This window comes from Klebsiella sp. RCJ4, assembly GCF_009025755.1.
GTDB classification, from domain to species: Bacteria; Pseudomonadota; Gammaproteobacteria; order Enterobacterales; family Enterobacteriaceae; genus Klebsiella; species Klebsiella michiganensis.
The window spans coordinates 1-21,832 of the sequence record NZ_WCIN01000046.1 but is presented as its reverse complement, the minus strand read 5'-3'; the positions used below and the strand labels follow the sequence as shown (position 1 = coordinate 21,832).

The 21,832-nt window shown below is 37.7% G+C and carries 19 protein-coding genes and 3 pseudogenes; 7 read left to right on the top strand and 15 right to left on the bottom strand.

What is annotated here, in order from left to right; translation table 11 throughout:
* Nucleotides 1-183 precede the first annotated feature (183 nt).
* From F8562_RS25930 to F8562_RS25915, 4 genes are all read left to right on the top strand, one after another.
* A complete protein-coding gene (locus F8562_RS25930) occupies nucleotides 184-1,476 on the top strand; it encodes a haloacid dehalogenase-like hydrolase (RefSeq protein ID WP_089046446.1) in 1,293 nt (430 codons plus the stop codon).
* 357 nt (nucleotides 1,477-1,833) lie between these two features.
* Nucleotides 1,834-3,060, top strand: coding sequence for a tyrosine-type recombinase/integrase (locus tag F8562_RS25925; protein WP_094909506.1), 1,227 nt, complete (start codon nucleotides 1,834-1,836; stop codon nucleotides 3,058-3,060).
* Between the two features lie 243 nt (nucleotides 3,061-3,303).
* Nucleotides 3,304-3,498 (top strand): hypothetical protein, encoded by a 195-nt coding sequence (locus tag F8562_RS25920; protein WP_142298655.1) that lies wholly within the window; start codon nucleotides 3,304-3,306, stop codon nucleotides 3,496-3,498.
* A 22-nt stretch (nucleotides 3,499-3,520) separates the two neighbouring features.
* Nucleotides 3,521-4,039: a hypothetical protein gene (locus tag F8562_RS25915; RefSeq protein ID WP_094909505.1), complete on the top strand. Its 519-nt coding sequence runs from the start codon at nucleotides 3,521-3,523 to the stop codon at nucleotides 4,037-4,039.
* A 708-nt stretch (nucleotides 4,040-4,747) separates the two neighbouring features.
* Here the strand turns inward: F8562_RS25915 and F8562_RS25910 are convergent.
* The 7 genes and pseudogenes from F8562_RS25910 to F8562_RS25880 all read right to left on the bottom strand — a co-directional run.
* The gene (locus F8562_RS25910) at nucleotides 4,748-4,966 is read right to left on the bottom strand and encodes a hypothetical protein (protein WP_094909504.1); all 219 of its coding nucleotides are present in this window, start codon (nucleotides 4,964-4,966) and stop codon (nucleotides 4,748-4,750) included.
* A 161-nt stretch (nucleotides 4,967-5,127) separates the two neighbouring features.
* A complete protein-coding gene (locus F8562_RS25905; protein WP_094909503.1) occupies nucleotides 5,128-6,669 on the bottom strand; it encodes a prepilin-type N-terminal cleavage/methylation domain-containing protein in 1,542 nt (513 codons plus the stop codon).
* A 254-nt stretch (nucleotides 6,670-6,923) separates the two neighbouring features.
* Entirely contained in the window at nucleotides 6,924-7,493 is a 570-nt protein-coding gene (locus F8562_RS25900) for a type 4 pilus major pilin (protein ID WP_094909502.1), read from the bottom strand.
* 463 nt (nucleotides 7,494-7,956) lie between these two features.
* Complete coding sequence (locus F8562_RS29395; RefSeq protein WP_179294856.1) at nucleotides 7,957-8,529, bottom strand: type 4 pilus major pilin; 573 nt, start codon at nucleotides 8,527-8,529, stop codon at nucleotides 7,957-7,959.
* Nucleotides 8,530-8,848: 319 nt separating this feature from the next.
* Nucleotides 8,849-9,184 (bottom strand): conjugal transfer protein TraD, encoded by a 336-nt coding sequence (locus F8562_RS25890; RefSeq protein ID WP_094909501.1) that lies wholly within the window; start codon nucleotides 9,182-9,184, stop codon nucleotides 8,849-8,851.
* 4 nt (nucleotides 9,185-9,188) lie between these two features.
* The gene (locus F8562_RS25885) at nucleotides 9,189-9,860 is read right to left on the bottom strand and encodes a hypothetical protein (protein WP_094909500.1); all 672 of its coding nucleotides are present in this window, start codon (nucleotides 9,858-9,860) and stop codon (nucleotides 9,189-9,191) included.
* A 216-nt stretch (nucleotides 9,861-10,076) separates the two neighbouring features.
* Nucleotides 10,077-10,416, bottom strand: a pseudogene (locus F8562_RS25880) (transposase); the annotation flags it as partial.
* Nucleotides 10,417-10,519: 103 nt separating this feature from the next.
* On the opposite strand from F8562_RS25880, the pseudogene F8562_RS25875 reads away from it, so the two are divergent.
* Nucleotides 10,520-10,778 (top strand): annotated as a pseudogene (locus tag F8562_RS25875) (DinI-like family protein).
* A 29-nt stretch (nucleotides 10,779-10,807) separates the two neighbouring features.
* Here the strand turns inward: F8562_RS25875 and F8562_RS25870 are convergent.
* The 6 genes and pseudogenes from F8562_RS25870 to F8562_RS25850 form a co-directional block, all read right to left on the bottom strand.
* Entirely contained in the window at nucleotides 10,808-11,224 is a 417-nt protein-coding gene (locus tag F8562_RS25870) for a hypothetical protein (RefSeq protein WP_094909499.1), read from the bottom strand.
* A 706-nt stretch (nucleotides 11,225-11,930) separates the two neighbouring features.
* A complete protein-coding gene (locus F8562_RS25865) occupies nucleotides 11,931-12,821 on the bottom strand; it encodes a plasmid partitioning protein RepB C-terminal domain-containing protein (protein ID WP_094909498.1) in 891 nt (296 codons plus the stop codon).
* Nucleotides 12,814-13,716 carry a ParB/RepB/Spo0J family partition protein gene (locus tag F8562_RS25860; protein WP_179294855.1) on the bottom strand — a complete coding sequence of 301 codons (903 nt, stop codon included), beginning with the start codon at nucleotides 13,714-13,716 and terminating at the stop codon, nucleotides 12,814-12,816. Before F8562_RS25860 ends, F8562_RS25865 begins: the two co-directional genes overlap by 8 nt.
* Nucleotides 13,717-13,729: 13 nt before the next feature.
* A complete protein-coding gene (locus tag F8562_RS29725) occupies nucleotides 13,730-14,599 on the bottom strand; it encodes a recombinase family protein (RefSeq protein WP_306440353.1) in 870 nt (289 codons plus the stop codon).
* A gap of 59 nt (nucleotides 14,600-14,658) precedes the next feature.
* Complete coding sequence (locus F8562_RS29720) at nucleotides 14,659-15,240, bottom strand: recombinase family protein (RefSeq protein ID WP_319644009.1); 582 nt, start codon at nucleotides 15,238-15,240, stop codon at nucleotides 14,659-14,661.
* Nucleotides 15,241-15,489: 249 nt separating this feature from the next.
* A pseudogene (locus F8562_RS25850) lies at nucleotides 15,490-15,773 on the bottom strand (conjugal transfer TraD family protein).
* A 744-nt stretch (nucleotides 15,774-16,517) separates the two neighbouring features.
* On the opposite strand from F8562_RS25850, the gene mobQ reads away from it, so the two are divergent.
* Nucleotides 16,518-18,008: a MobQ family relaxase gene (mobQ, locus tag F8562_RS25845; RefSeq protein WP_094909496.1), complete on the top strand. Its 1,491-nt coding sequence runs from the start codon at nucleotides 16,518-16,520 to the stop codon at nucleotides 18,006-18,008.
* Between the two features lie 155 nt (nucleotides 18,009-18,163).
* Nucleotides 18,164-20,203, top strand: coding sequence for a hypothetical protein (locus F8562_RS25840; protein ID WP_142298653.1), 2,040 nt, complete (start codon nucleotides 18,164-18,166; stop codon nucleotides 20,201-20,203).
* 63 nt (nucleotides 20,204-20,266) lie between these two features.
* On the opposite strand, the gene F8562_RS25835 is transcribed toward F8562_RS25840, so the two are convergent.
* A complete protein-coding gene (locus F8562_RS25835; RefSeq protein ID WP_094909494.1) occupies nucleotides 20,267-20,542 on the bottom strand; it encodes a hypothetical protein in 276 nt (91 codons plus the stop codon).
* Nucleotides 20,543-20,621: 79 nt separating this feature from the next.
* Nucleotides 20,622-21,769, bottom strand: a protein-coding gene (locus tag F8562_RS25830) for an IS3 family transposase (RefSeq protein WP_094909581.1) whose coding sequence is annotated in 2 segments (ribosomal slippage) — nucleotides 20,622-21,532 and nucleotides 21,532-21,769 — 1,149 coding nt in all. Because the reading frame shifts where the segments join, the coding sequence is not laid out codon by codon here.
* Nucleotides 21,770-21,832 lie beyond the last annotated feature (63 nt).

Sequence of the window (21,832 nt, the reverse complement as noted above, 5' to 3'; positions counted from 1 at the left end):
GGGCCTGCTACCTTGGCATACTAAACATTTCTCTGTAGATAATTCTGGCTTACTCCCTCACCATTTTCATATATTCATAAAATATGATAACCATCACATTCATGATCAGGGTGCCAATTTTTGATATAGCTGGCTTTTACTTTTTGCTACAGATGGTAATGCACCCTAAAAAAGGAATTAATCATGAAAATGACAATAATATATGCACTACTATCCGTATTTTTTGGAGTATATGGAACAACGGCCAGTGCCAGTAACACAAATCAAGTGTCACAAAATTTAGAAACTGCGATTCCCCAACAAAAGCAAATAGTTATCGGCAATTGGGACGAGTTCAACTCAAGAAAAATTGACAGACTCATTCAAGAAGCAAAGCAGAAGCCTGCGCATTCTTTATATGCTGTTTTTGATTTTGACAACACAACAGTTTTTCTGGATATCGAAGAGGCAACGCTTATCTATCAACTAGAAAACCTTAAATTTTCGATGAAACCTGAGATATTGAAAGAGATAATTTACAAAGATATACCGCCTTCAAACTTTAACTCGGATTATAATAATAAAAATCATCAACCGGTTAATATAAACCTCATTGGTCAAGACATTATTGATAGCTACACATGGCTATACAATAATTACATCGGATTTGCGGGTAATAAAACGCTTGATGAAATTAAAAAAAATTCCAATTATATGAATTTTATAGTGAAAATGAGATATTTATATGATGCAATAGGTGGGTCATTCGACCATGAGGTATCTTATCCATGGGTGACGTATCTTTTTTCTGGCATGTCCAAAAAAGAAGTAGCTGATTTAGTGCACGATACTATTGAGTGGCAAAATAACCAGCCTATCGGAAAGGTGACATGGGTAAGCCCAGCAGATATGGCAGGCCGAGCTGGTATCGTATCAGTAACATGGAAAAACGGATTCAGGCTGATCCCAGAAATGCAGACATTATATAAAAACCTACAGCAGGCAGGTGTTGATGTTTATGTCATTTCCGCTTCAGCTTTAGATGTGATAAAAAGCATCGTTACTACAGGAAAATATGGTTTTTCTGTTCCTGAGTCTCATGTCTATGCAATGCATCCCTTATATGATAAAGAAGGTAGATTGACTCACAGCCTCGATCCATACTATCCCCAGACGCAAGGTAAAGGTAAGACCGAAACTATAAAGAAATTTATACAACAGCATTACAAAAATACAGGACCAATATTAGTTGCTGGCGATAGCGAAGGAGATCAAAACATGATGTCCGACTTTAATGACACAAACTGTGTTCTTATTATTAACCGGCTACGCTCATCTGACACTATTATCGGTGAGTTATCAGCTAAAGCCGTTCGTGACTATAATAATGATGATGCAAAAATATTATTACAAGGAAGAGATGAAAATAAAGGGGAATTTTCACCATCACAAAGTAGCATATTGATGGGCACTAATAACAAAGTATCTTTACCATAGGTATCGACTTACAGCAATGCCTCTTACCTGAAAAGGGGGCATTGCTACTGAAAGGATATTTATTGAGCAAAGGACGGACTTTAGATGTAAAAAAGCCCGTATAAACGGGCTTTTTTTGTACCACTTTATGCACCATAAAATCAAAACCGCGATTCAAGTTATTGATTTTATCAAGAATTTGGCGGAAGCGTAGTCCGCCATAATAGTGTTCAATAACATCCGCGATAATAATATTTTTTATAATAAAAACAATATATTGTCATTATTGTTTGTTCGGTAGTGTATTGCTAGCATTAAAAAAATCTGTCATTTTATGCAGTACCTTATGCATGGCGGTTTGTATGACAGGATTACAGGATGCCGAAGAAAGCCAAAGAACTCACCGGACTCGCAGTTTCTAAGTTAAAAAAAGAAGGCTCTTTTGCCGTCGGTGGCGTTGACGGCCTGTATCTTCGGAACAGAGGTCAGTCTCGTGCATGGGTGCTTTGTGTTGCTATGGGGGTAAGAGTTAACGCTCTCGGAAGAACCGTTCCCAGACGTTTGTATATGGGTCTTGGCCCCTACCCTGAAGTTTCATTGGCAGAAGCCCGTGACAAAGCTCGTGAGCTACGTAAACAAATCCGTAATGGGATTGACCCCCTTGCAGAGAAGCACGCCCATAAAGCACAGCAGGAACAACTGGCGCATAAGAACAAATCCTTTGCCAGTTGCGCCGAAGACGTCATCTCAATTAAGGCCAAAGAGTTAAAGAACCAGAAGCATATTGCTCAGTGGCGGTCCACTCTGGAAACCTATGCTTATCCCGTCATTGGTCAAAAGCAGGTTAGTGAAATCACGAAAACTGATGTGTTGGCGATACTTGAGCCTATTTGGTTAACGAAAAACGAAACAGCCAGTCGTCTTCGCGGTCGTATTGAAGCGATCATCGATTACGCAAAAGCGAAAGAATATTTTGAAGGTGATAATCCTGCTGCATGGAAAGGGATGCTCAAGCCCCTTTTGCCAATGCCAAGCAAGGTTCAGACCCAAAAACATCATGCAGCTTTACCCTACAGCAAGATCGGTTCGTTCATATCTGATCTACAGAAACGGGCTGGAACTTCCGCTCGCGCACTTGAATTCTCGATACTAGCGGTTGCACGTTCTGGTGAAGTCCGTGGCGCTGAGTGGTCAGAGATAGATCTGAAAAGTAAAACATGGACTATCCCAGCCAGCAGAATGAAGGCCAGCAAAGAACATAGGGTTCCACTGTCTGATTCTGCCATTGCCCTGTTAAAGGATTTACCACGCTTCAAAGACAATAACTATGTCTTCCCTGCCCCGCGTGGTGGACAACTATCCGATATGTCGCTATTGGCTGTATTGAAACGAATGGGCCATAGTGGCTTAACTCAGCATGGTTTCCGCTCTACTTTCCGTGAGTGGGCTGGTGAAACAACGGACTATCAACGTGAGGTCATTGAACATGCGCTGGCTCATCAGCTGGCAGATAAGGCCGAAGCAGCATACCAACGTGGGACGTTATGGCCTAAGCGTGTGGCGTTGATGGATGCGTGGACAGAGTATTGCTTTGCAAGCGTCTGATTTTTGGGATGTGCGAAAAATGAACAAGTCACATGGCAAAAGGAACTATGATAGAAAACAAGAGGTTTTCGATCATAATCGAAATGATATAACTCATTGGAGCTTTGGTTGGATCAGAGCTATAGATGAAAAGAAGCAATTGGGAAGACTGTGTATGGAAACTCTGAAAGGAAGTTGTTGATAATTTGACAGCAAGATAAATTTAGGTTATTTTTCATACATGTAAATTAAGGGGGTATTGCTATGCATAGCAAACAAATTGAGCAACAACTGCTCCTGAAAAGAGCACGTCGAATCACTACATCTTTGTGCATAGATGTGCCTACCACTGGCTCGAAAGAAGAACGTAAACGTGCCATGAAAGCACAACATGCGAAAATGGTGAAAAAACTAAACGAACAGGATGTTGTAGAACCGATAGCGATATCGCATTATTAGAATACAAGGATGTTTCCGAACAATGCCTGCCAACGTTTGTTATCATATTGATTTTTTCACTGGTTCATATCGTAGTGATTCATTCAGCGATTATCCCAAACTTCAGACATCGCCTCCTGCTTTAATTGACGAAGCTGATTTACTGTTTGATTTTATTACTGCAGTGCAGGATGGAGATATACTCAGCGGTAAAAATAAACCATCATGGACTAATACTTATGGTGAAGAAATGTTACATCTCATAGGTTATCGGGAATCTGAATTGTGGCATTATCATGTTGGCCCATATAATTCCTCCTCATCAGCAAATATGAATAAGAAAATCCGTGAGATGAATTTACAAGGTTTAACATCTGCCGCTGCTGTTCATTATAAATGGTATAATCGTTTCAATAAAAAGAAAATCGTTATCATTGCTTTTAGTCCAATACACGAACCCTTTCCCAAAAAGTTAGATAAACCTAATCACCTCAATTCCCGTGGTGGCTTGATATTAAATAAGAAGATAGTAGAACATTCAGACAATAAGCTTCCAGATTAACATACCAATGTTCATCAAACATGTGATGAAGCAGAGGCAATTGCCAATAAGGAAACCATTCAATTACCTCATCGTTCTCTTATTCTTAGAAAACAGATAATCCATAATACCATTGATGAAATTGCTGAACAGCTTGAATCATTACTTAAATGAAATGAATATTAAAACGAAAGGGCCTTACGGCCCTTTTGTTTTACCTTAAAGGGAACTCTCCATTGGAGAGAATACAGATCCCTACACTTGGGGCAACTCAATCAGCCCATTGAGGTGTAAACTATTTTCCATACATGCGGAAATCAGACACTTCGCTGAAGTGTGCATTCGAAAGTAAAATTTATTGGATACAATATTAAACATTGATTACCAAATATATTTATCCATTAAAATAAAATATCACCATAGTTTCTCACCCTGCATAAATTTAATCCTCCACAACAGACTGTCAGGAGGATAAAACCAAGTTCCTGACGCCTTGTAATACCATACAAAAGGATAGTTATATTTTAGAATATCAGGACAAGGTATATAACAACCTAACATCAATGTGAGCGAAAAATTAAAACATCTGGCAGCCAAATTAAAAACATGTTAGCTACAAATAGATATAGCACTCTTTATTCTTAAGTCAAGCCTCTATTTCAACTTTATCTAACGATTTCGACTCACCAATATATCCATCGGATTAGTTATTTAAAATAAGTGAGCCTATCATTTTTTGTTTTGACTACCAGAATTTCCTTTAACCCACGCCCCATTGGCAAGAACCTCACCATGACCATATTTATCATGATTTAACGGTGCATTTTGAATTTTAATTTTTGAGACTACCTGTTTATCTGATTGCGGAAAAGCATACTTTGGTTCACTAGCATGGGACATAGTTGAAAAACAAAATAAAGCTGACAATACTAATATTCTCTTATTCATAAATCACTCCTGTTATTTTTGGGTTTAAGTTCTCCTGAAATGTAAAACATAAAAAGATGTTAGAAAATCGGGATGTATTAAATATATAATTACATCCCGATGGAAATCAAATTTATCTTGCATAAATTAAGATAAAAATAAGTATAATAAGACAATCATACTTATCTACATTGATATAATACTCTATCTTTTACCACTGTTGTGCCGCCACCATGACTACCACCACCTAACTGTTCAGTTGCTGTTGTATAAAACAATTCTTTCGCTATAGTGCCTGACTGACATGAGCAGGTGTTTGTTTCCGGGTTATTAACCAAGCAAACGCCTCTGTTCATTGTAAAAAACCCTGAAGTTCCAGAGGCTTTAACCCATTTACCACTAACACATGATAATAGTAATCCATTTGATGCAGTTGCCTGTAAACCATTTGGAGAGCAACCCGACCCTACATTTGCTTTTCCATTTATGTATAAAAACTCTCCTGCATTAAGCCTACCATCAGCATCAATATTCCCATTTGAATGAATGTAGTTAGAGTTCAGGTTGCCTGAGGCCCAGACATATTGAGTGTTGACCTGATGTCCTACGTTAATATCATTTGATGCATAAATATTACCACTACTATTTAAATAAGCATTAACAGCACCTCCTGAACCTGCACCAACTGTTCCGGCAGCATAGACATCATTGGTTCTTAGACCACCACTCCAGCCTGAAGGCAAATCATTAGGATCAAGGCCATTAGTCGCAAGGCGTTGCTGTATCTTTGCATTTTTATAAACATTTAATACAGTGGTATAGTCTGCAGCATTTGGAGAAAAAACGCTCAATGGCCTAGCTCCATTACTTAATCTTATTTCATAATCATTACCAGCGGCATCCCCCCCAAGCGAAATAGTGTCTCCATATCCATTATGAGCAACCACCTGCCCTGCGGCTGTGACCGTGCCACCTGATGTGATATTGCCGCCAAAACTACCGGTACCGGATGCGGTAATATTTTTTGCGTTGTTAATATTGTTACCTCCCATATTTAAATCACCAGTCATGGGGAGAGTTCCATCACGGCGTAAATATATGGAATACAATGCACTATTAAAACCAGTTCTAAATCCAAGTAAACCACTATCAGAAATATTGCTGAAATTAGAAGAAGACTCTTGCCATTGCCCCTGCATCCCGGAAATAACTGTTTTACTTTGTGTCATACCACTATCAACCCCAGCAGTCTGCATTGCTTTCCCAAGGAGATCGTAGCGTGTTTTCCCTCCATCTTTCCATGCCGTAGTCGCCACAATCAAACCATTAATCACATAGTTAGGAGTCGATCCACTACGTTTTAGATAAATTTTATATGATGATTTGTAAATATTAATACCGTTATAAGAAACAGGCAGGAGTCCTTCATTTATTAGTGTCTGGTAGGTTATTTCACACCCTGACGCATTACACGTTCTTGGCCCCGGATCATTACTCTGACTACTACTCGATGTTAACGTAGAAAGTTTATCATAGCGTAAATTAATATATCCATTTACAGCCTCCCCAATTTGTCTAATCTGTTCTCCGGCTGTTTTTGCAGTAAAGTCCTCTTGCGACTCCTTCATATCTTGAAACTTCAACAAGGCCATTGCACTACCAACGCCTAATACCAATATAAGTTCCAATAGAGAGAATCCTCTTTTTACATTAATCATATTCATTATTCCACCTTAAGTTATTGCTCTTTAATATTATAATTATCAAAACAACCAAATAAATCAAGATATCAAAACAGCAAAAACATAAAACAATATTAATAATAGACAGGCGGATTACCAGAGGATGGCCTATTATTTTATTGTAGACCAAGCAGAAAAACTAAAGATGGAGTTAACCATCTTTAATTATATGAAAGATTATAGAAGTAAATCATAACCATATTGTAAGGTGGAACACTATAGCTATGATACTGCTTTTATAAAGAAGTAAATATCAATGTATTGCTGTTACCACCAGTTTGACACTGTGTCGCAGTTTTAGCTACGTCTAATACCTCACCTGCTGCTTTAACATTACCTGCAGTTCCTACACCAGCACTATAGAAATTCCCAGCCGCCGCAGTAATAATCTTCGTGCATTCTGCTGCTGGCACATTCGAATATGTGATTGTAAAAGCAGAGCCAGCGGTACCAGAAGGTCCGGTGCTAACAGAAGCAAGCGTAACATTACCTTTAAAAGCATTTACAGGAGACGCAGAAGAACCGGAACCACTTAACATATTATCCGGGAATATTTTCGCCTGAACTGCTACAGTATTTGTCAATCCGGTAAAACTGGATGCTGATGTATAAAGTGCTTTAACACCTGCCTGTATTGTCGCTATATTATTACTTTCTGCCTGTGCACGTTGTGAAGCCTGAACCTTTGGATACACGATAAAAGCAGCAACAACTAACGCAGCAATAATCCCTAAAACTAATAATAGTTCTAAGAGAGAAAAACCTTTCTTACTTTTTTGTTTTCTAATTAATAATGTCTTATTCATTTATATCTCCTATATTCAAATGTTAAGATATAAAAGAAATAATGAATATGGGCCTAAAAGCAATCCCTGTAGAAATATTTGTATGAAACTTACCGATAAACGGGCGACTTTTAAATGTAAAAAACAAAAGGGGTTGGATAAAAAATTATTATTTATAAAAAATGATAATGATTTTTATAGCCTCGCACGATCTCTTTTAGTAACCCACTGCAATCGCGTAAATGCGTCGTTTCTTGAATTTGATGTTTTTAGTTCTTTCTTTTGTTTTCCGAAAGATTTTATCTTTTGTATAACTTGACTTATCATGGGATACTATTCTCCTTATTTTTATGACATTGAAGTACATACAATACAAAATGATAAAGAGTCAAATTTTATTTATAAATAACGAAATCATCATTGCCATTACATTACGATATTAAAAACACACCTTAATATTAACCTATCATAATTCTTTCAGCGATTACCAATTGCCAAAATCAGAAAATGAAAAAGAAATAGTTTTGCTACCTGAAGCGACATTAATTTTTGACGAACAAAATGTAGTGATAATTGACAAATCCCTATCGCCAGTGAAGTTTATATTAAGACCATTACCTCTAACCTGAGAAAAACTATCACCTGACTTAGCAACTAATGATAAGAAACCAATACAATCCTCTATAGGGACTTGTGTATATTCAATAAGAAAATACTGACTGGAACCACCCATTGTACTAACTTTAATCTCCCCACCCCAAGAGTTTATAATTTTATTATCCTTAATCATGTCAATAGGTATTACTTGCATTTTCATTATATTTTCTGTCGTAAGCCATGTTAGATTCTTAGATACAGAACTGTTAGTATCGATAACATTTTTTATAAGTGACAGAGTTTTAACTCCTGCTTCAACTCTTTGCATAGAGCGAATTTTCGGATAAATGATAAAAGCAGCAACCACTAATGATGCTATAACCCCGAGAACTAATATGAGTTCTAAGAGCGAAAAACCTTTTTTATTTATTCTGTTATTATTCACAATCGTCTCTTTCATTTACAACTCCTATAGTTAGCTGATAAGAAACAAACTAATCCATAAATGATATAAATCAAGTTCAAAAAACAGATCATATAGCTATCATTTGTAATATCTATCAGAGATAAAAATAATGGCAAAAAAAGGGCTGAAATCAATATCCAACCCCTCTATTGGAAGCAAACTTCCTGACTTTATTAAAACCAAAAAAACAGGATTACAAGATTGAATATGGAGTTATTCACCTGCGTTATGGCCTCACTTTGTGAGTGATTTTTAATATATATAATTATACTATTTTAATGTCAAGTTTATTTTGAATAAATACAAATTAAAATTAATATTGTCTACTTTTAAGACCGGCCAAGAACAAACGCCCTTTTTTCTTATAGTTAATAACTTGTTCTGCACTCAACTTAGGAATATCTAACAGTAATCCCATCACTAACTCTTTATCCACATCGAAAACACAACTATCAAGTACTTTTGCCACTTCTGCCCCAAGAATGATCTTCTGACGTGTTTCTATCTGCTTGGCTTCAACCTTTGATTTATGCTGCAGTCGATTAAGACGAAGTTGTGCACTTGCTATCTGCTGTTTTAATGATTTTTTTATCTTCGATTTTTTATTTTCATCTTCTTTATATATAGAAACATTCTCATTGTTTTCCATGTTATCACCCTATCCTATTCTCAATAGACTTAATCAAAGACTCAATAAATCTATAATCTGAAAACCCATAAATATCATCTGCTTCATTGACAATGATTGCCATCAATACAGGAATACAACTTTTATCAAATCCATAGTCTTTAAACAATCCTGCCACACGAACCTCAAAACCAACACATGCGTTCATCAGCTCCCTTTCACCATACTTATAGCGCCAGTCATGATAAGCAAAATCCATTTTATGGTATTTATAAATTGTCTGCTCTTTTACATCTTCAATATCGACATTCAGGAGACCAATTGCCTCATACACTTCATAGCCAAAGGTCAGAATGTCTTGAGGATCGGTAACTCCCTTATCACTTAATACTTGTGATAAAAAACGGGTTGAATCATATATATGATCGGCATGTTCTTCAATAATCATACACAAGAATGGCAGGTATCGTTGTTCTACTTCATATGTTTCAATAATGTGATAAAACTCAGTTTCAAAGTTATCGACTATTGTTTGGTAATTAGTATGGAAATTGTCAATATTTTTATTTTCCAATAAATCCAATGCTAACTTCTCTCTTAGAATTTCTATTTTTATGTTAAATTTTTCAACGCAATATTTGATGCGTTCATACCTTTCACAGGCCCTTTCATAATCATTTCCGTTAAATATATTCATTAAACACTCCCATTTATTATTTAATATGAAGTGTTATTTATTATAGTTCTTGTTATTTGTCAAAAAGGAAGGGCATAATTCAGGAACGTAGCAATGTTCGTATAGATTACATCCATCTTGTTGAAATTTTCGATGAACGTAAACTGATACTCGGTATCAACCCATTTTTAACCGTGAAGATAAGTAGAATCAGTTAAGCGCTGAATATAATATTCAGCAGACGGACGTAAAGAGCATTCGATAGCTGTCCGTGATGCGCACCAGCCAGTCAGCAACCAGTTGATTTTCCTGACTCAGTAAGTGCCTGTAGCGGTAGCAATATCCGCTGACGACAAAGAGCTGACAGGCCAGACGGATAATACTCCCTCGGTGTTCTACTGCATACTGCACCATCCGCTTCCGGTCTGATGGCCTCACCACTTTTTTGCCATCGCTTTCTGAAAAAACTGACACTGCTGATGCCATGTTCCCGGAACAATTCAGGAACTGGCACACCCGCCTCAGCGGGTTTGAGAATGGCGATGATCTGGCTGTCAGTAAAACGCGACCGCTTCATTGTAATCCCCCTGTATTCAGGTTAGGAGACAATTCTACTTTTGCATGCACTGGTTTTTCGAGGGGATTACCAAATCAGCATTGCCAAAGAGAAAGCCGGGAAAATGCCAAAAGGGTCAATGGAGGCCCTGAAAGACGAAATGACCCATAGAATCGGCAAACAATATGACGACGTTGAAGTGATCGTGAAGACGTCCAGTAATGATGGCCTGAGCGTGTTGTGGGTGACAGATAAAGAAATCGCTAAAGAATTTGTCGAGACTACTCTTAAAGACGCCTGACGACTGGTTCGTGCGTTATCTGGTGTGTAAACTGACGCTGACCACTTGGCATGAACACCTGCGGTTACTTCCCGCCCGATAGCTCTTGCATACGGTTGTCGGGTGAGAAGTTCAAAAGACAACCTTGCGAGCATTTTTACTACTGACCACTTCACCAGTCGCTAACTTGCTGACCTTTCTTAAAGCTGCATTAAACGCAATTATCGTAACGGGGCTATATTTATTTTTTACACGATTTGAATGGCTCTGAAATACAAAAATATCTTGAGGATACATCATTCTTCTACGCTCCAGTATCGTGCAAACAGGAGCACTTAGCTCAATCTGCTTAGCTTTTAGCCTTCCTTTCTCTCGTAGATAAGCGGTCCCACTTTCAATGTCTGTATAACGAAGGTCGATCAGCCTGCCAACACTAAGGCCTGTGTAAAAAATCAACGCCCACATATCAGACCACGTGTCGGATATGTGGGCAAGATTGCTGTTAATCGTCAAAAATTGCTCAAAGCTTATTGGTTTCTTCGCGTTCACAACTAAACCAGACTGTTTTCATAACTGAAGACACTCATTATCTCAAAAGTTACACTCGAGAAAAACTACTGACATTTTGGATCACTGCCGGTAACCGAGAAGGATTTGCAAAACATCTTCACACCTACCTCGATCACCTCTCCATCTCGGGTAATGAACAATTGCCCCTGCAACTGGCCGAAATCAGTCATCCTGTCGTATCGAATCAGCACGATATCGCCCTGCTCTGGCCTACATTCTTAAACACTCCTATGGCGTTGTAATCTCTCTGTTTCCACGTAGGACTTTAGCTCCTAGTAGATAGTCGTTAATTCTTCATTAGTTTTCGTTCTGCTGTAAATCATAACCACATATCCCCCCTTCACGAACGCCGGGTATGACGTCGATAACCCTCGGTGTCCACCAATCAGAATGGTTCGTTTTCCCTTGAAGGGAACCCTCCATTGGAGAGAATACATCTCCCCATACTTGGAGCAACTAAAGCAGTCTAGTGGGCTGTAAACTACTCCCCATATATGGGGCATCAGACACTTCGTTGAAGTGAATGTTCTCAAGGAACACATATTAAGTGCAATAATAAATATCGATTATAAAATTTAATTTTCTTTAACTTTCATATTTATAAATAACATACCATTAATAAAACACTACTATGAGCAAAACACTACAACATAAAATGCATTGTTCATAGTGGACCGTATAATACTCAAAGCAACTCTTCATCTTCACACATTGGCAACGAATCAATCGCAGAAATTTTCTTTAGTTGAGCTAAATAATCTGGATTATTATCTACTAACCAATTCAATACCGCATAATTAGAAAGTAATTTTTTAATGTGACCAATAATCACTGCCAATTTTAAATTATTTGTACCATATATATTTTCGAGTTGCTTGGTCTCCATTTCCATTGCAGCCATTTCGCGTTCCATTCTGGCAAAATTTTTGGCTATGTCTTGTTGCTTGAGTTTAGAATCTTTCGGATTTATTAACATATCATCGGGAGTGTAATGTAATAATGATAGAGCAAATTTACGACTGAAATTATTTATACTCATCATCGTTGATACCGCTTCCAGCTGTCTTTCTGATTTCATTTTACGTAAAATAGCGAATATTGTTTGAGGAACATGTTGATTTGCTAATAAAGCGGTAGTTTCCGGGCTAATCCCATCAAGTAATCTAAACTTCGCCCTGAGTGTATCTACTGATATATTCAGCGATTGAATAATTTTTTCCTCTGAAACACCAGCATCCACAGCCTGTAATATCATACGATGCTCCTGAATTACAGGTAATCGATTTACATACTTGTTATAACTATAAGATTCTTCATCCTCTGAAATTAAACAAGGCACAGTGGATAGCCCAATATCCTTTGATGCTTCAACTCTTAAGTGACCATCAAGTATGATCTTTTGTGACACTTTATTAATATAAATAACTATTGGTTCTATGATACCAACAGTTTTCACCGTTGAAAGTATCTGAAGATATTTTACGCTTGACTTCACATTAATAGGCAACTCTTTCCCATATAGCAGATCAGAAACATTAATAATAAAACACTTATTTCCGAAATTAGGTTTATTCATTTTCTAGTCCTCGTTCGGGGTCAACATTATCCAAAATGAATGAAGGAACAGAATTTAGGCTCTCTACAGATAGAAGATCGGAAAACTCTCTATCCCTCAATAAATTAATCATTATCTCCTTAACAACCATTAGGCTAGATATTGTAAACTCAGATCTTGTATGAGTAATTTTATGCCTTTTGACATTTTCTTGATAAAGTTCTTTTAACTCTTCAGAAGTAATCCGCTTCTTTTTTACTCCCTGAACAAAAGAATTATTTTCACTTCCCTTACCCGATGTTTCCCTCTGAACTAAGATCCTTTTAATTGCACCTATCTGCTTTGAGTTAAGCTCACCAGAATTAAAGCCCTCTAAAAGAATATGTTGTATATCAATTCCTTTAGCTCTTGATATTTCTACAGCAAGATATATCGGCATTCTGCCAGATTCAACGGCAGAAAGTAATTTATCCTCACCATTTTCTTTTAATGATACAATAGAAGATACCCAATTTTTAGAACGACCAATCTTATTTGCAATCTCTAACTCAGAAAAACCTTTATTCTTTAATTCTATAATGCTGTTGAGAAGCTCAGTCGAACGTGGTTTTCTTCGAGCAATATTTTCTGCAAGACTCATGATATGACCATCTTCATGATCCACTGACTTTACTATTGCTGGGATTTGTTTTTCACCTAATATTTCATAAGCCTCAATCCGCCCTTGCCCACAAATTAAATCGTACACATAAGTCTCGCAAGGAGAGTCAGATAACCTTATCGTAATTGGCTTTTTTAACCCTATGTTTTTAATACTTTCAACAAGTTCATCATGGATATATTTGTTTCTTGAACGTGGATTAACGATCCTGATCTCAGAGATATCAATAAGCTTTATTTCTTCATATTCATTCATCGGTTGGTTCCTTTTAGAAAACATCACGTTTGAGGATTTGTAAAAAAGGTATCAAGTCATCATATCGATAAAATTCTAACTGATATGGATTTACCCCATCAAAAACAAACTGATTACCCAATAACTCAATTGATGGAAATATATAGTAATCTTTTGTATTAACATTTTGGCTATCAAGTCTAACAACGATACAAATATCATAACTAAACTTACGCTCAAACCGGATTCTCCAGCGCTTTCTCGTGTTATTCATGAAACAACGGGAGATAACTACAGACATTTTAACTTCATCATTAATAGTAAATAATTTAGACTCTTCATCATAATCAACATAACAACCTTGTTCTGTAATATCAAAAATCAGTTTTTCAACTAAGCAATAATATTTTTCTCTTAGTAAGGAATTAATTCGCAAATAGTCATAATCATGCTTTGGTTTATAGTCAATTAATTTATAAGCCTGTAATAGACCGCCAAAACGTTTCCTATAAACAGATGAGGATGGTGTATCATCATCTTCATCTATAATTATGCCAGATAGTTTCCCTTTGGTTTTAAAAAGCTCAGAGAGTTTACCAAGTAAATCATCATTACTAAGATGAATACTTCTATTACTAATGATATTCTGCGCTTGTAAAAATAACTCAGGAGAAATAATCGTTTCAAAAGCATTTTCGCATCTTATCCATTCATGTTGTGGGTTGTGAATAAGACGCTGTTTTAAACGAGAAGATGTTCGGTTATAGACATTATGACCAATATACTTTTCGTTAGTTAAAATCTCGTGGATCTTTCCTCTTGTCCATTTAGTGCCATGCTCTGCAGCAATCCCTCTTCTATTCAACTCAGAGGCAATAACCCTCTCTGGCTTAGAATTATTCACAAATTTATCGTATATCCACCTAACCGTTATGACTTCATCTTCCGGTCCTAATACTAAAATTATTCGATCAGTCTGGATGCTTTCCACTCTCTATATTTAAGTATTCCTTTATGTTTATGGTTTTCATCTATCAACATTCTTCGTAAACCATATCCAGCAGGCCCGCCTTGGTGATATCCACGACCAGTCAGATTTGCTTGCCCAAGAAAGACTTTTTGTGATAGATCCCGACTTAATGAAGAAGCTTTTTTTCGATCTATGAATAATTGAAAATCAGCATAATCGCTATTACCTTCAATGATGGGGTTTGCACAATATATGATGCCAACACCATGCATTTGAAGTTGATGGGTATAATATCCAAATTGATCTATACTCTGAAATCGCCCAAAACGGCTTATGTCATAAACTAAAACTGCTTTAATATTTATTTTCCCTTCAACCACATCATCTATTAACTGTTGAAATGCCTGTCTTCTGTTTGCCGTAACCCCACTTTTTCCAGAGTCATCATATGTATGAATGATATTCATCTTATGTTCTGACGCAAATTTACTTATGAATTGAGATTGATTGAATATTGAATACTGCTGATGGTCTGTAGACATCCTAAGATACTGAGCGACATTGACCTCATCCATAACATCCACCTCACCTCATGATAAAGATTGTGGTTTCATGGAAAAGCCAAATTTCAAAAAACCTTTCTCCACAATACTCTATTGAAAAGACACCTAAGCTAAACTACACCATAGAGCACAGTAAATTTCTTGAACTCGATCTCAAAAATGAACACTATCTAAGCAATCGTCCCTGCAGGACTGGACACCTAACTGCCCCTGCATATAAATAATCAAAATTATCATAATGTTATATAATTCCTTGATCCATTATTCCTGTCTACCAACCATATCCTCAAGAAATCTTTTCCCTCGTAATTTTAATCTTGCTTTATCTTCAGCCCTAATATTAACTCCTTACCCACCTCTTCTACTTTACAGCCAACTGCTTTAGCCACTTCTGCCCCACGGATGATCTTCAGGCGTGTCTTGGCATTTTTTGTTAATAATTTTTTTTTGGTCTTTAAGCGATTCAGGCGTATCTGTGCTGATGCTATTTTTTGCCTTACTGTTTTTTCTGCTCTTTGTTTTCTGTTTTTATCATTATCACTCATAAATACTTTCCCCTATAGTTATTAATTAAATCACGCAGCGCTAACGGATTGTTTAAAACAATAAATGTTGAACAGGTTTGCCCTGTTAATGATGGGATTCATCCCGAAAAAATGGTGTTTTGGTTTTAAAAATGAGATGTCAGTAAGCTAAAAATAGAATTTTGCAACACAGACGAGTACAACCACTAACTTTAATTATCTGATACTCTCCCCGTTACTTACTTTTTTAGTTCAATGAAAACAATTTTACCTGTTGTTTTTATACTCTGATTACTGAACTTAACCTGTGAATTGTGCAACACGTAAAAGCATCTGTTGTTTTTAGTTTTTATCTAAATTCAACTTCCCCGCCTTACGGCGGGATGTATTAACACTCCTTTTGTCCTTCGGACACTATCTAAAAGCCCAAACAGCAGACATTAGCGTTATACCTCAGCCCTTCGTCCAGTTTTAAGGCCGTTATTAGTAAGTTTTGACTTATTCGTTTTACAGACTTTCTGTTTAGCGGTATTAATTAATAAGAGTGAAACGTTATACATCGTCGTTATTTTTTGAGCCATTTATGGCAAATAAAAATAAAGCAATGCCCACTTACGCATTACTTCGTAATGCCGTGGGGTCTACCGACGGTCCCTGCGGGGCTAAAACCGTTTCCTTCGGAAACAAAATCAAGGTCAACGTCAAACCCAACGTTTTCCTTGCGTAAAACGAAAACCAGCTAGTCAGCATTAGAGGTATCTTTGGATGGCGATATACAGTTTAAAAATGGAGAACATCAGCAGAGGCGAAGGCAAGTCTTCGGTTGCCTCCGCTGCTTATCGCCTCCGCAAAGTTTTCACTGATAATCGTACTGGTGACATTCATGGTCGCAAAACAGCACATAAAAAAGGCCTCTATTTTGCTCGAATTTTTGCACCTGAAAACACCCCACCGGCTCTGATTGTTGACAGTGAAACACTCTGGAATGCTGTTGAAGCTTCAGAGAAGAGAAAAGATGCCCGTCTTGCCAAAGAGTTTAAAATTGCCCTCCCCGCTGAGCTAACTCCAGAACAGAGTATTGAACTCACTACAGCTTTCGTTCTTGAACACTTCACCAAGAAGGGAATCATTGCCGATGTCGTTATCCACGACATTAACAGCCATAACCCTCATATCCATATCATGGTAACAACTCGTGAAGTTCTTTCTACCGGTTTTGGTAAAAAGGTCCGTGAGTGGGATAAACCTGAAACCCTTGATAGCTGGCGCAAAGGCTGGCAGGACATCTGTAACGAATTCCTTGAGAAATATGAGCATGAGGTTCGTGTTGACCACCGTTCCATCAGGGTTCAGTATCAAGAAGCACTTGAACTGGCGGCAGTGGCTGTTAACATGGAAGACAAAGCTATCTGGCTTGCCAAAGCTGAAGAAACAAACCGTGATCCAATGAAGCACATCCCTCGTAGTCGCTGGAACACTCAGACCGCTCAACAGCAGCGTGCTGCAGAACAGGCTGTTCGTGATGACAGGAAGAAAGAAGCCGAAAAGACGTATTCGCTGTTTAAAGATCTGCCTCTGGAAATTGTGGTTGATATCACAAGCTTTACTGTCTCTGTTCTTGCTGAACCAGAAGAGATCGTACTGGATGATGGTTTTATCCAGAAACCCCCTGTAGAAACGCCAGATATGGCAACTCCGGCTCCACACAGAAGACCCGCCGTGAAGTCGTACCGTAATGCTGATAAAACCAGTAAAGTGAGCAGGGAACCAAAACCGACACTGGTGATCCCACAATCACCTCGCACTAAACTGAAAACCTTCTCTTCTTCAACGGCTGGAGCGGTCAAACGCGCTCCTGTAAAACGTAAGCAGGTAACGCCTCGTCAGAGTGGCATATTTAAGCGTTTCACGACCTGTATCGTCGATTTTTTCAAAGAAAAATTTGTCTGGTCCAGAAGAAAACCAGCTCCGGTTTCTGCCGATGCTGCACACGATAAGCGTATCGCTGAAAACTATGTATTTGATGAGGTGCTTGGTATCCATATATCACGCGCTGAACATGAAAACCGAGCTAGATTTAACAGTGACACTTATAGCCCAACATCGGATGAGCTCACCCGTTTCCCAAGCCGTCTTAAGCAGAAACATACCCATATCGATGAGCGCATAGATCTTTCATTATCAATACAGTCAGAACCAGAAAAAAAGAAGCCTACCTATCCCAAAAATCAACCGTCGAGTTTTAGGAAAGGCTAACAATTAATAAAAATATTCTTAATATTGATATATGCTCTTAATATTTTCCTTTGACAGGTAAAACACACATTACAGTTCATTATATAAATTTAAATAAGCACTTGAATGCCTATTGATTTTCTATTAAAATATTTGTTTCTGGAAAAGGTTTCAAGATGAATACTATAATATCATTTTTAGAAGAAAATGACGAAAACTGGAAAATATGCCAAGGAACTAATGAACATTATGAGCCCGTCGCCAAAAAAGTTGGATATGAATTCACTTCCAACAAAACAAAATGCGAACTCAATGATTATTTGATTAATAAAATAAGAGAATCATTGCAAGGTAGTGATATCAGTAATCAAGAGTTCACTTTAATTCAAAACCATATTGAACTCAATTATTTCTCATCAAATAAAAGATCGCACAAAAACTCCCGACTCTTTATTCGCCTTATAAGATATACAATCAATCAATTAAGTTCATATTCGAATTCACTAGAATCATGGGAATTAGCAAGGTTTTACTTGGATGCATATTTTTCAATTTCAGGTAACTCCTATTATTTATCACCCTATAAAAATCAAAATGAAACCATAGCTAATTCCATACGTTATCTCAGGAATCACGGATTTAAAACGTTAATAATTTCAGGCAAAATTAAATTGCCGGAAAATGACGAAAAATGTCTACTTGAATCTATTAACTACAGATTTAAAAAATTAGGTTATAACGCGACCACATTCACTTTAGCATGTCTTTCATCATTTTATGACAATAAATCTGAAAGATATTTTATTAAAAGAGCACCTGTATCAACTGAAGATTACAACTCGAATATTCCTTGGGGATACATATTAAATACCTGCCTCTCTAACTTTCATCAACCAGAAGAAAATAAATTAAAAAAAGGTATGTTTAATGACGCGGTGGAACTTGCAAAACATTATTTTAGCATTCAAAGATTGCAAACCCCAAGTCAATTTAGTGATATAAATCATAAATACGACACTATACTTCCAGCCATACAAAAAAGCATCGTATATGACCAACATTTTTCTATTAATCAAATTTCCTGCAAGCATTTTTCCAAAATTTTATCAGGAATATTTTCACCCCAAAGGCTATCAGCCTATGACATTAATCTAACTATATATATTGATATATACAAATGGATTGCATCTCAAGCTACATATAATAAACCTTATTCATTTACCTCCGGTGAAATTTTCAGATCATTAATCCCCAAATACTATAAACATGAATTAAACGATGCTCTTTCCGAATTATCATTTAATTCTGGCGAGATAAATAAAGGCTACCTTATACCTGATGACACAAGTAAAATAAATTATTACTTAAAACCATTAATAAAAAATGAAAGTGTCTATACTTATATCAACCCTCTCATTTTTAACTATGGTTTTCATAATCACCTTGTTGATTTATGTAATTCCAAGGGTATAAATAATAGTAGCATGGGTCCAATCACAGAATCTTTTGTCGAAGACTTATTAAAAATGCATGGATTGACAGTTATAGCTAATAAAAAATATAAAATCCCAAAGTTATATGCAAAAGAACTGTCAATATCTAGTGAGTCCCGTGAGTGTGATTTCATCATTGAAACAAACAACACTATTATTTTTATAGAATTAAAAAGAAAGCACCTTATTTCTGAATCACGAGGAGGGAATATTACAACATCAATGATAGATTTATCTCAATCATTATTTCATGCTCTTGCACAGACTGGTTGTCATGAGTATATCTTACGTCGAGATCAAGTAATAAGGTTCGAGGATGGAACTTATATTAAACTAAATAATAGACGAGTCGAGCGTATAGCTCTTTCTTTATTCGATTTTTATGCTCTGCAAGATAATGTTTTCATTCAACAAATTTTAAATAGCTTGATATCCGCCACAATAAATACCGAAGATAAATATACAGCCAGTAAGATCAACAGATATCTTATAGAAATAAGAAACCAATATAATACCAGAATTTTCAGAAAAGAATATTTTCATAATAACGGTATATCGTTTATGAACTGTAGGTCATTCAGTGTACCTCAATTAATGGAGATACTAGCAAACAGTACAGATAATGATAGTTTTGAGAAAGAGCTAAACCGCACGAAATTTATGACAACAGGAAGTAAAGATTGGTACATCGAATACCAATACATGCGGCAAATAAGCTCATAATCTATTATGGTATAAGGAACCACTCTTCAATTTCACTCAAAGAGTGGTCTATTATAGTGAAAACTACATTCTTCGCCTGAACACAACATTATCAGAGAAAATTGCCTTACCTGCGACAAACCCAACAGCCGCAATTATCGGTAGGCTGATAGTAGCTCCCGCCATACCTGTAGACATTCCGATCAGCGCGGACAGAGCAAAAGTCAGTAAGAGAACAACAAACGCATACCAGCCGGGATAAGTGCCATATAATACTGACGCTTGACACCCAGTGCAGACGTGAACACCCCGCTGACTCTCTTTGAAGCAAAACGGGCATTTGATGGTATTGTTTTCCATGAGGGCATCCTTAGTTGGCCTTCCAGCCATTACTGATTTTAACAAGAGTCATGGCACCATCTGAATCGCCACGGATAACCTAGACACTTCTGAGTCGTTGATAATATAGGTTTTCATATTCAACTGGTGGCATCTGCTCGCTCGAACCATGCCGACGCTTACTGTTATAAAACATTTCGATGTAATCAAAAATATCGCTTCTGGCTTCGTCTCTAGTTCCGTAGATCTTTTTCTTAATCCGTTCGCGCTTCAGTAGCTGGAAAAAGCTTTCCGCAACCGCATTGTCGTGGCAGTTTCCGCGACGGCTCATGCTGCCTTCCAGAGCGTGTGATTTCAGGAACGACTGCCACTCATGGCTCGTGTACTGACTGCCCTGATCAGAGTGAACCAGTACCTGCTTTTGAGGATTACGCCTCCACACCGCCATAAGTAATGCGTTCAGGACAATCTCTTTTGTCATTCGGGGTTGCATTGACCAGCCGATAACTTTTCGGGAGAACAGGTCAACCACCACGGCCAGATACAACCAGCCTTCGTGGGTTCGGATGTAGGTTATGTCCGTAACCCAACGTTCATCCGGTGCTTCCGGGTTGAACTGCCGCTGGAGCTTGTTGGGCGTCACAATACTGGCTTCACCTTTACGCGCCCGTGGACTTCGGTATCCGACCTGAGCCTTTATCCCCACACGTTGCATCAACCGCCAGACTTTGTTTACACCGCATTGTTGCCCGGAATCCCGCAGATCGAGATAGATCTTGCGATAGCCATAAACACAGCCCGACTCCAGCCAGAACTGCTTAATATGTCCCGTCAGCTTCAGGTCAGCATGAAACCGTCGTGAATGTGGCTGCTTAAGCCAGGCGTAAAACCCACTCGGATGCACATCCAGCACCTGGCAGAGCAGACGGACAGGCCAGCAACGATTGTTGTCACGGATAAAGGCGTACCTCAGTCGGACAGCTTTGCGAAGTACGCCGCGGCTTTTTTTAATATATCCCGTTCGTCAGTAACCCGCTTTAACTCCTTCTGGAGTCGGCGGATCTCGGCCTGAGCATCTGACTGTTCATTATTAGTGGAAGAATCCGGACCGTACTTCTTTATCCAGGCGTAAAGGCTGTGGGTGGTGATATCGAGACGAGTTGCAACGCTGGAAACAGAATGACCACGATCAACAACCTGTTTGACTGCTTCAATTTTAAACTCTTCAGGATAACGCTTACCGCTCATGGGCACCTCTCTTTAAGTCATCTTAAATGACTCTGGGGTGTCTGTTAAACCCGTGGCGATTCA

What these genes read in the sequence shown, in the direction of transcription:
- F8562_RS25930 (WP_089046446.1), top strand. Translation starts at nt 184, where the DNA reads ATGAAAATGACAATAATATATGCACTACTATCCGTATTTTTTGGAGTA.
- F8562_RS25925 (WP_094909506.1), top strand. Translation starts at nt 1,834, where the DNA reads ATGCCGAAGAAAGCCAAAGAACTCACCGGACTCGCAGTTTCTAAGTTA.
- F8562_RS25920 (WP_142298655.1), top strand. Translation starts at nt 3,304, where the DNA reads ATGCATAGCAAACAAATTGAGCAACAACTGCTCCTGAAAAGAGCACGT.
- F8562_RS25915 (WP_094909505.1), top strand. Translation starts at nt 3,521, where the DNA reads ATGCCTGCCAACGTTTGTTATCATATTGATTTTTTCACTGGTTCATAT.
- F8562_RS25910 (WP_094909504.1), bottom strand. Translation starts at nt 4,966, where the DNA reads ATGAATAAGAGAATATTAGTATTGTCAGCTTTATTTTGTTTTTCAACT.
- F8562_RS25905 (WP_094909503.1), bottom strand. Translation starts at nt 6,669, where the DNA reads ATGAATATGATTAATGTAAAAAGAGGATTCTCTCTATTGGAACTTATA.
- F8562_RS25900 (WP_094909502.1), bottom strand. Translation starts at nt 7,493, where the DNA reads ATGAATAAGACATTATTAATTAGAAAACAAAAAAGTAAGAAAGGTTTT.
- F8562_RS29395 (WP_179294856.1), bottom strand. Translation starts at nt 8,529, where the DNA reads ATGAAAGAGACGATTGTGAATAATAACAGAATAAATAAAAAAGGTTTT.
- F8562_RS25890 (WP_094909501.1), bottom strand. Translation starts at nt 9,184, where the DNA reads ATGGAAAACAATGAGAATGTTTCTATATATAAAGAAGATGAAAATAAA.
- F8562_RS25885 (WP_094909500.1), bottom strand. Translation starts at nt 9,860, where the DNA reads ATGAATATATTTAACGGAAATGATTATGAAAGGGCCTGTGAAAGGTAT.
- F8562_RS25865 (WP_094909498.1), bottom strand. Translation starts at nt 12,821, where the DNA reads ATGAATAAACCTAATTTCGGAAATAAGTGTTTTATTATTAATGTTTCT.
- F8562_RS25860 (WP_179294855.1), bottom strand. Translation starts at nt 13,716, where the DNA reads ATGAATGAATATGAAGAAATAAAGCTTATTGATATCTCTGAGATCAGG.
- F8562_RS29720 (WP_319644009.1), bottom strand. Translation starts at nt 15,240, where the DNA reads ATGGATGAGGTCAATGTCGCTCAGTATCTTAGGATGTCTACAGACCAT.
- mobQ (WP_094909496.1), top strand. Translation starts at nt 16,518, where the DNA reads ATGGCGATATACAGTTTAAAAATGGAGAACATCAGCAGAGGCGAAGGC.
- F8562_RS25840 (WP_142298653.1), top strand. Translation starts at nt 18,164, where the DNA reads ATGAATACTATAATATCATTTTTAGAAGAAAATGACGAAAACTGGAAA.
- F8562_RS25835 (WP_094909494.1), bottom strand. Translation starts at nt 20,542, where the DNA reads ATGGAAAACAATACCATCAAATGCCCGTTTTGCTTCAAAGAGAGTCAG.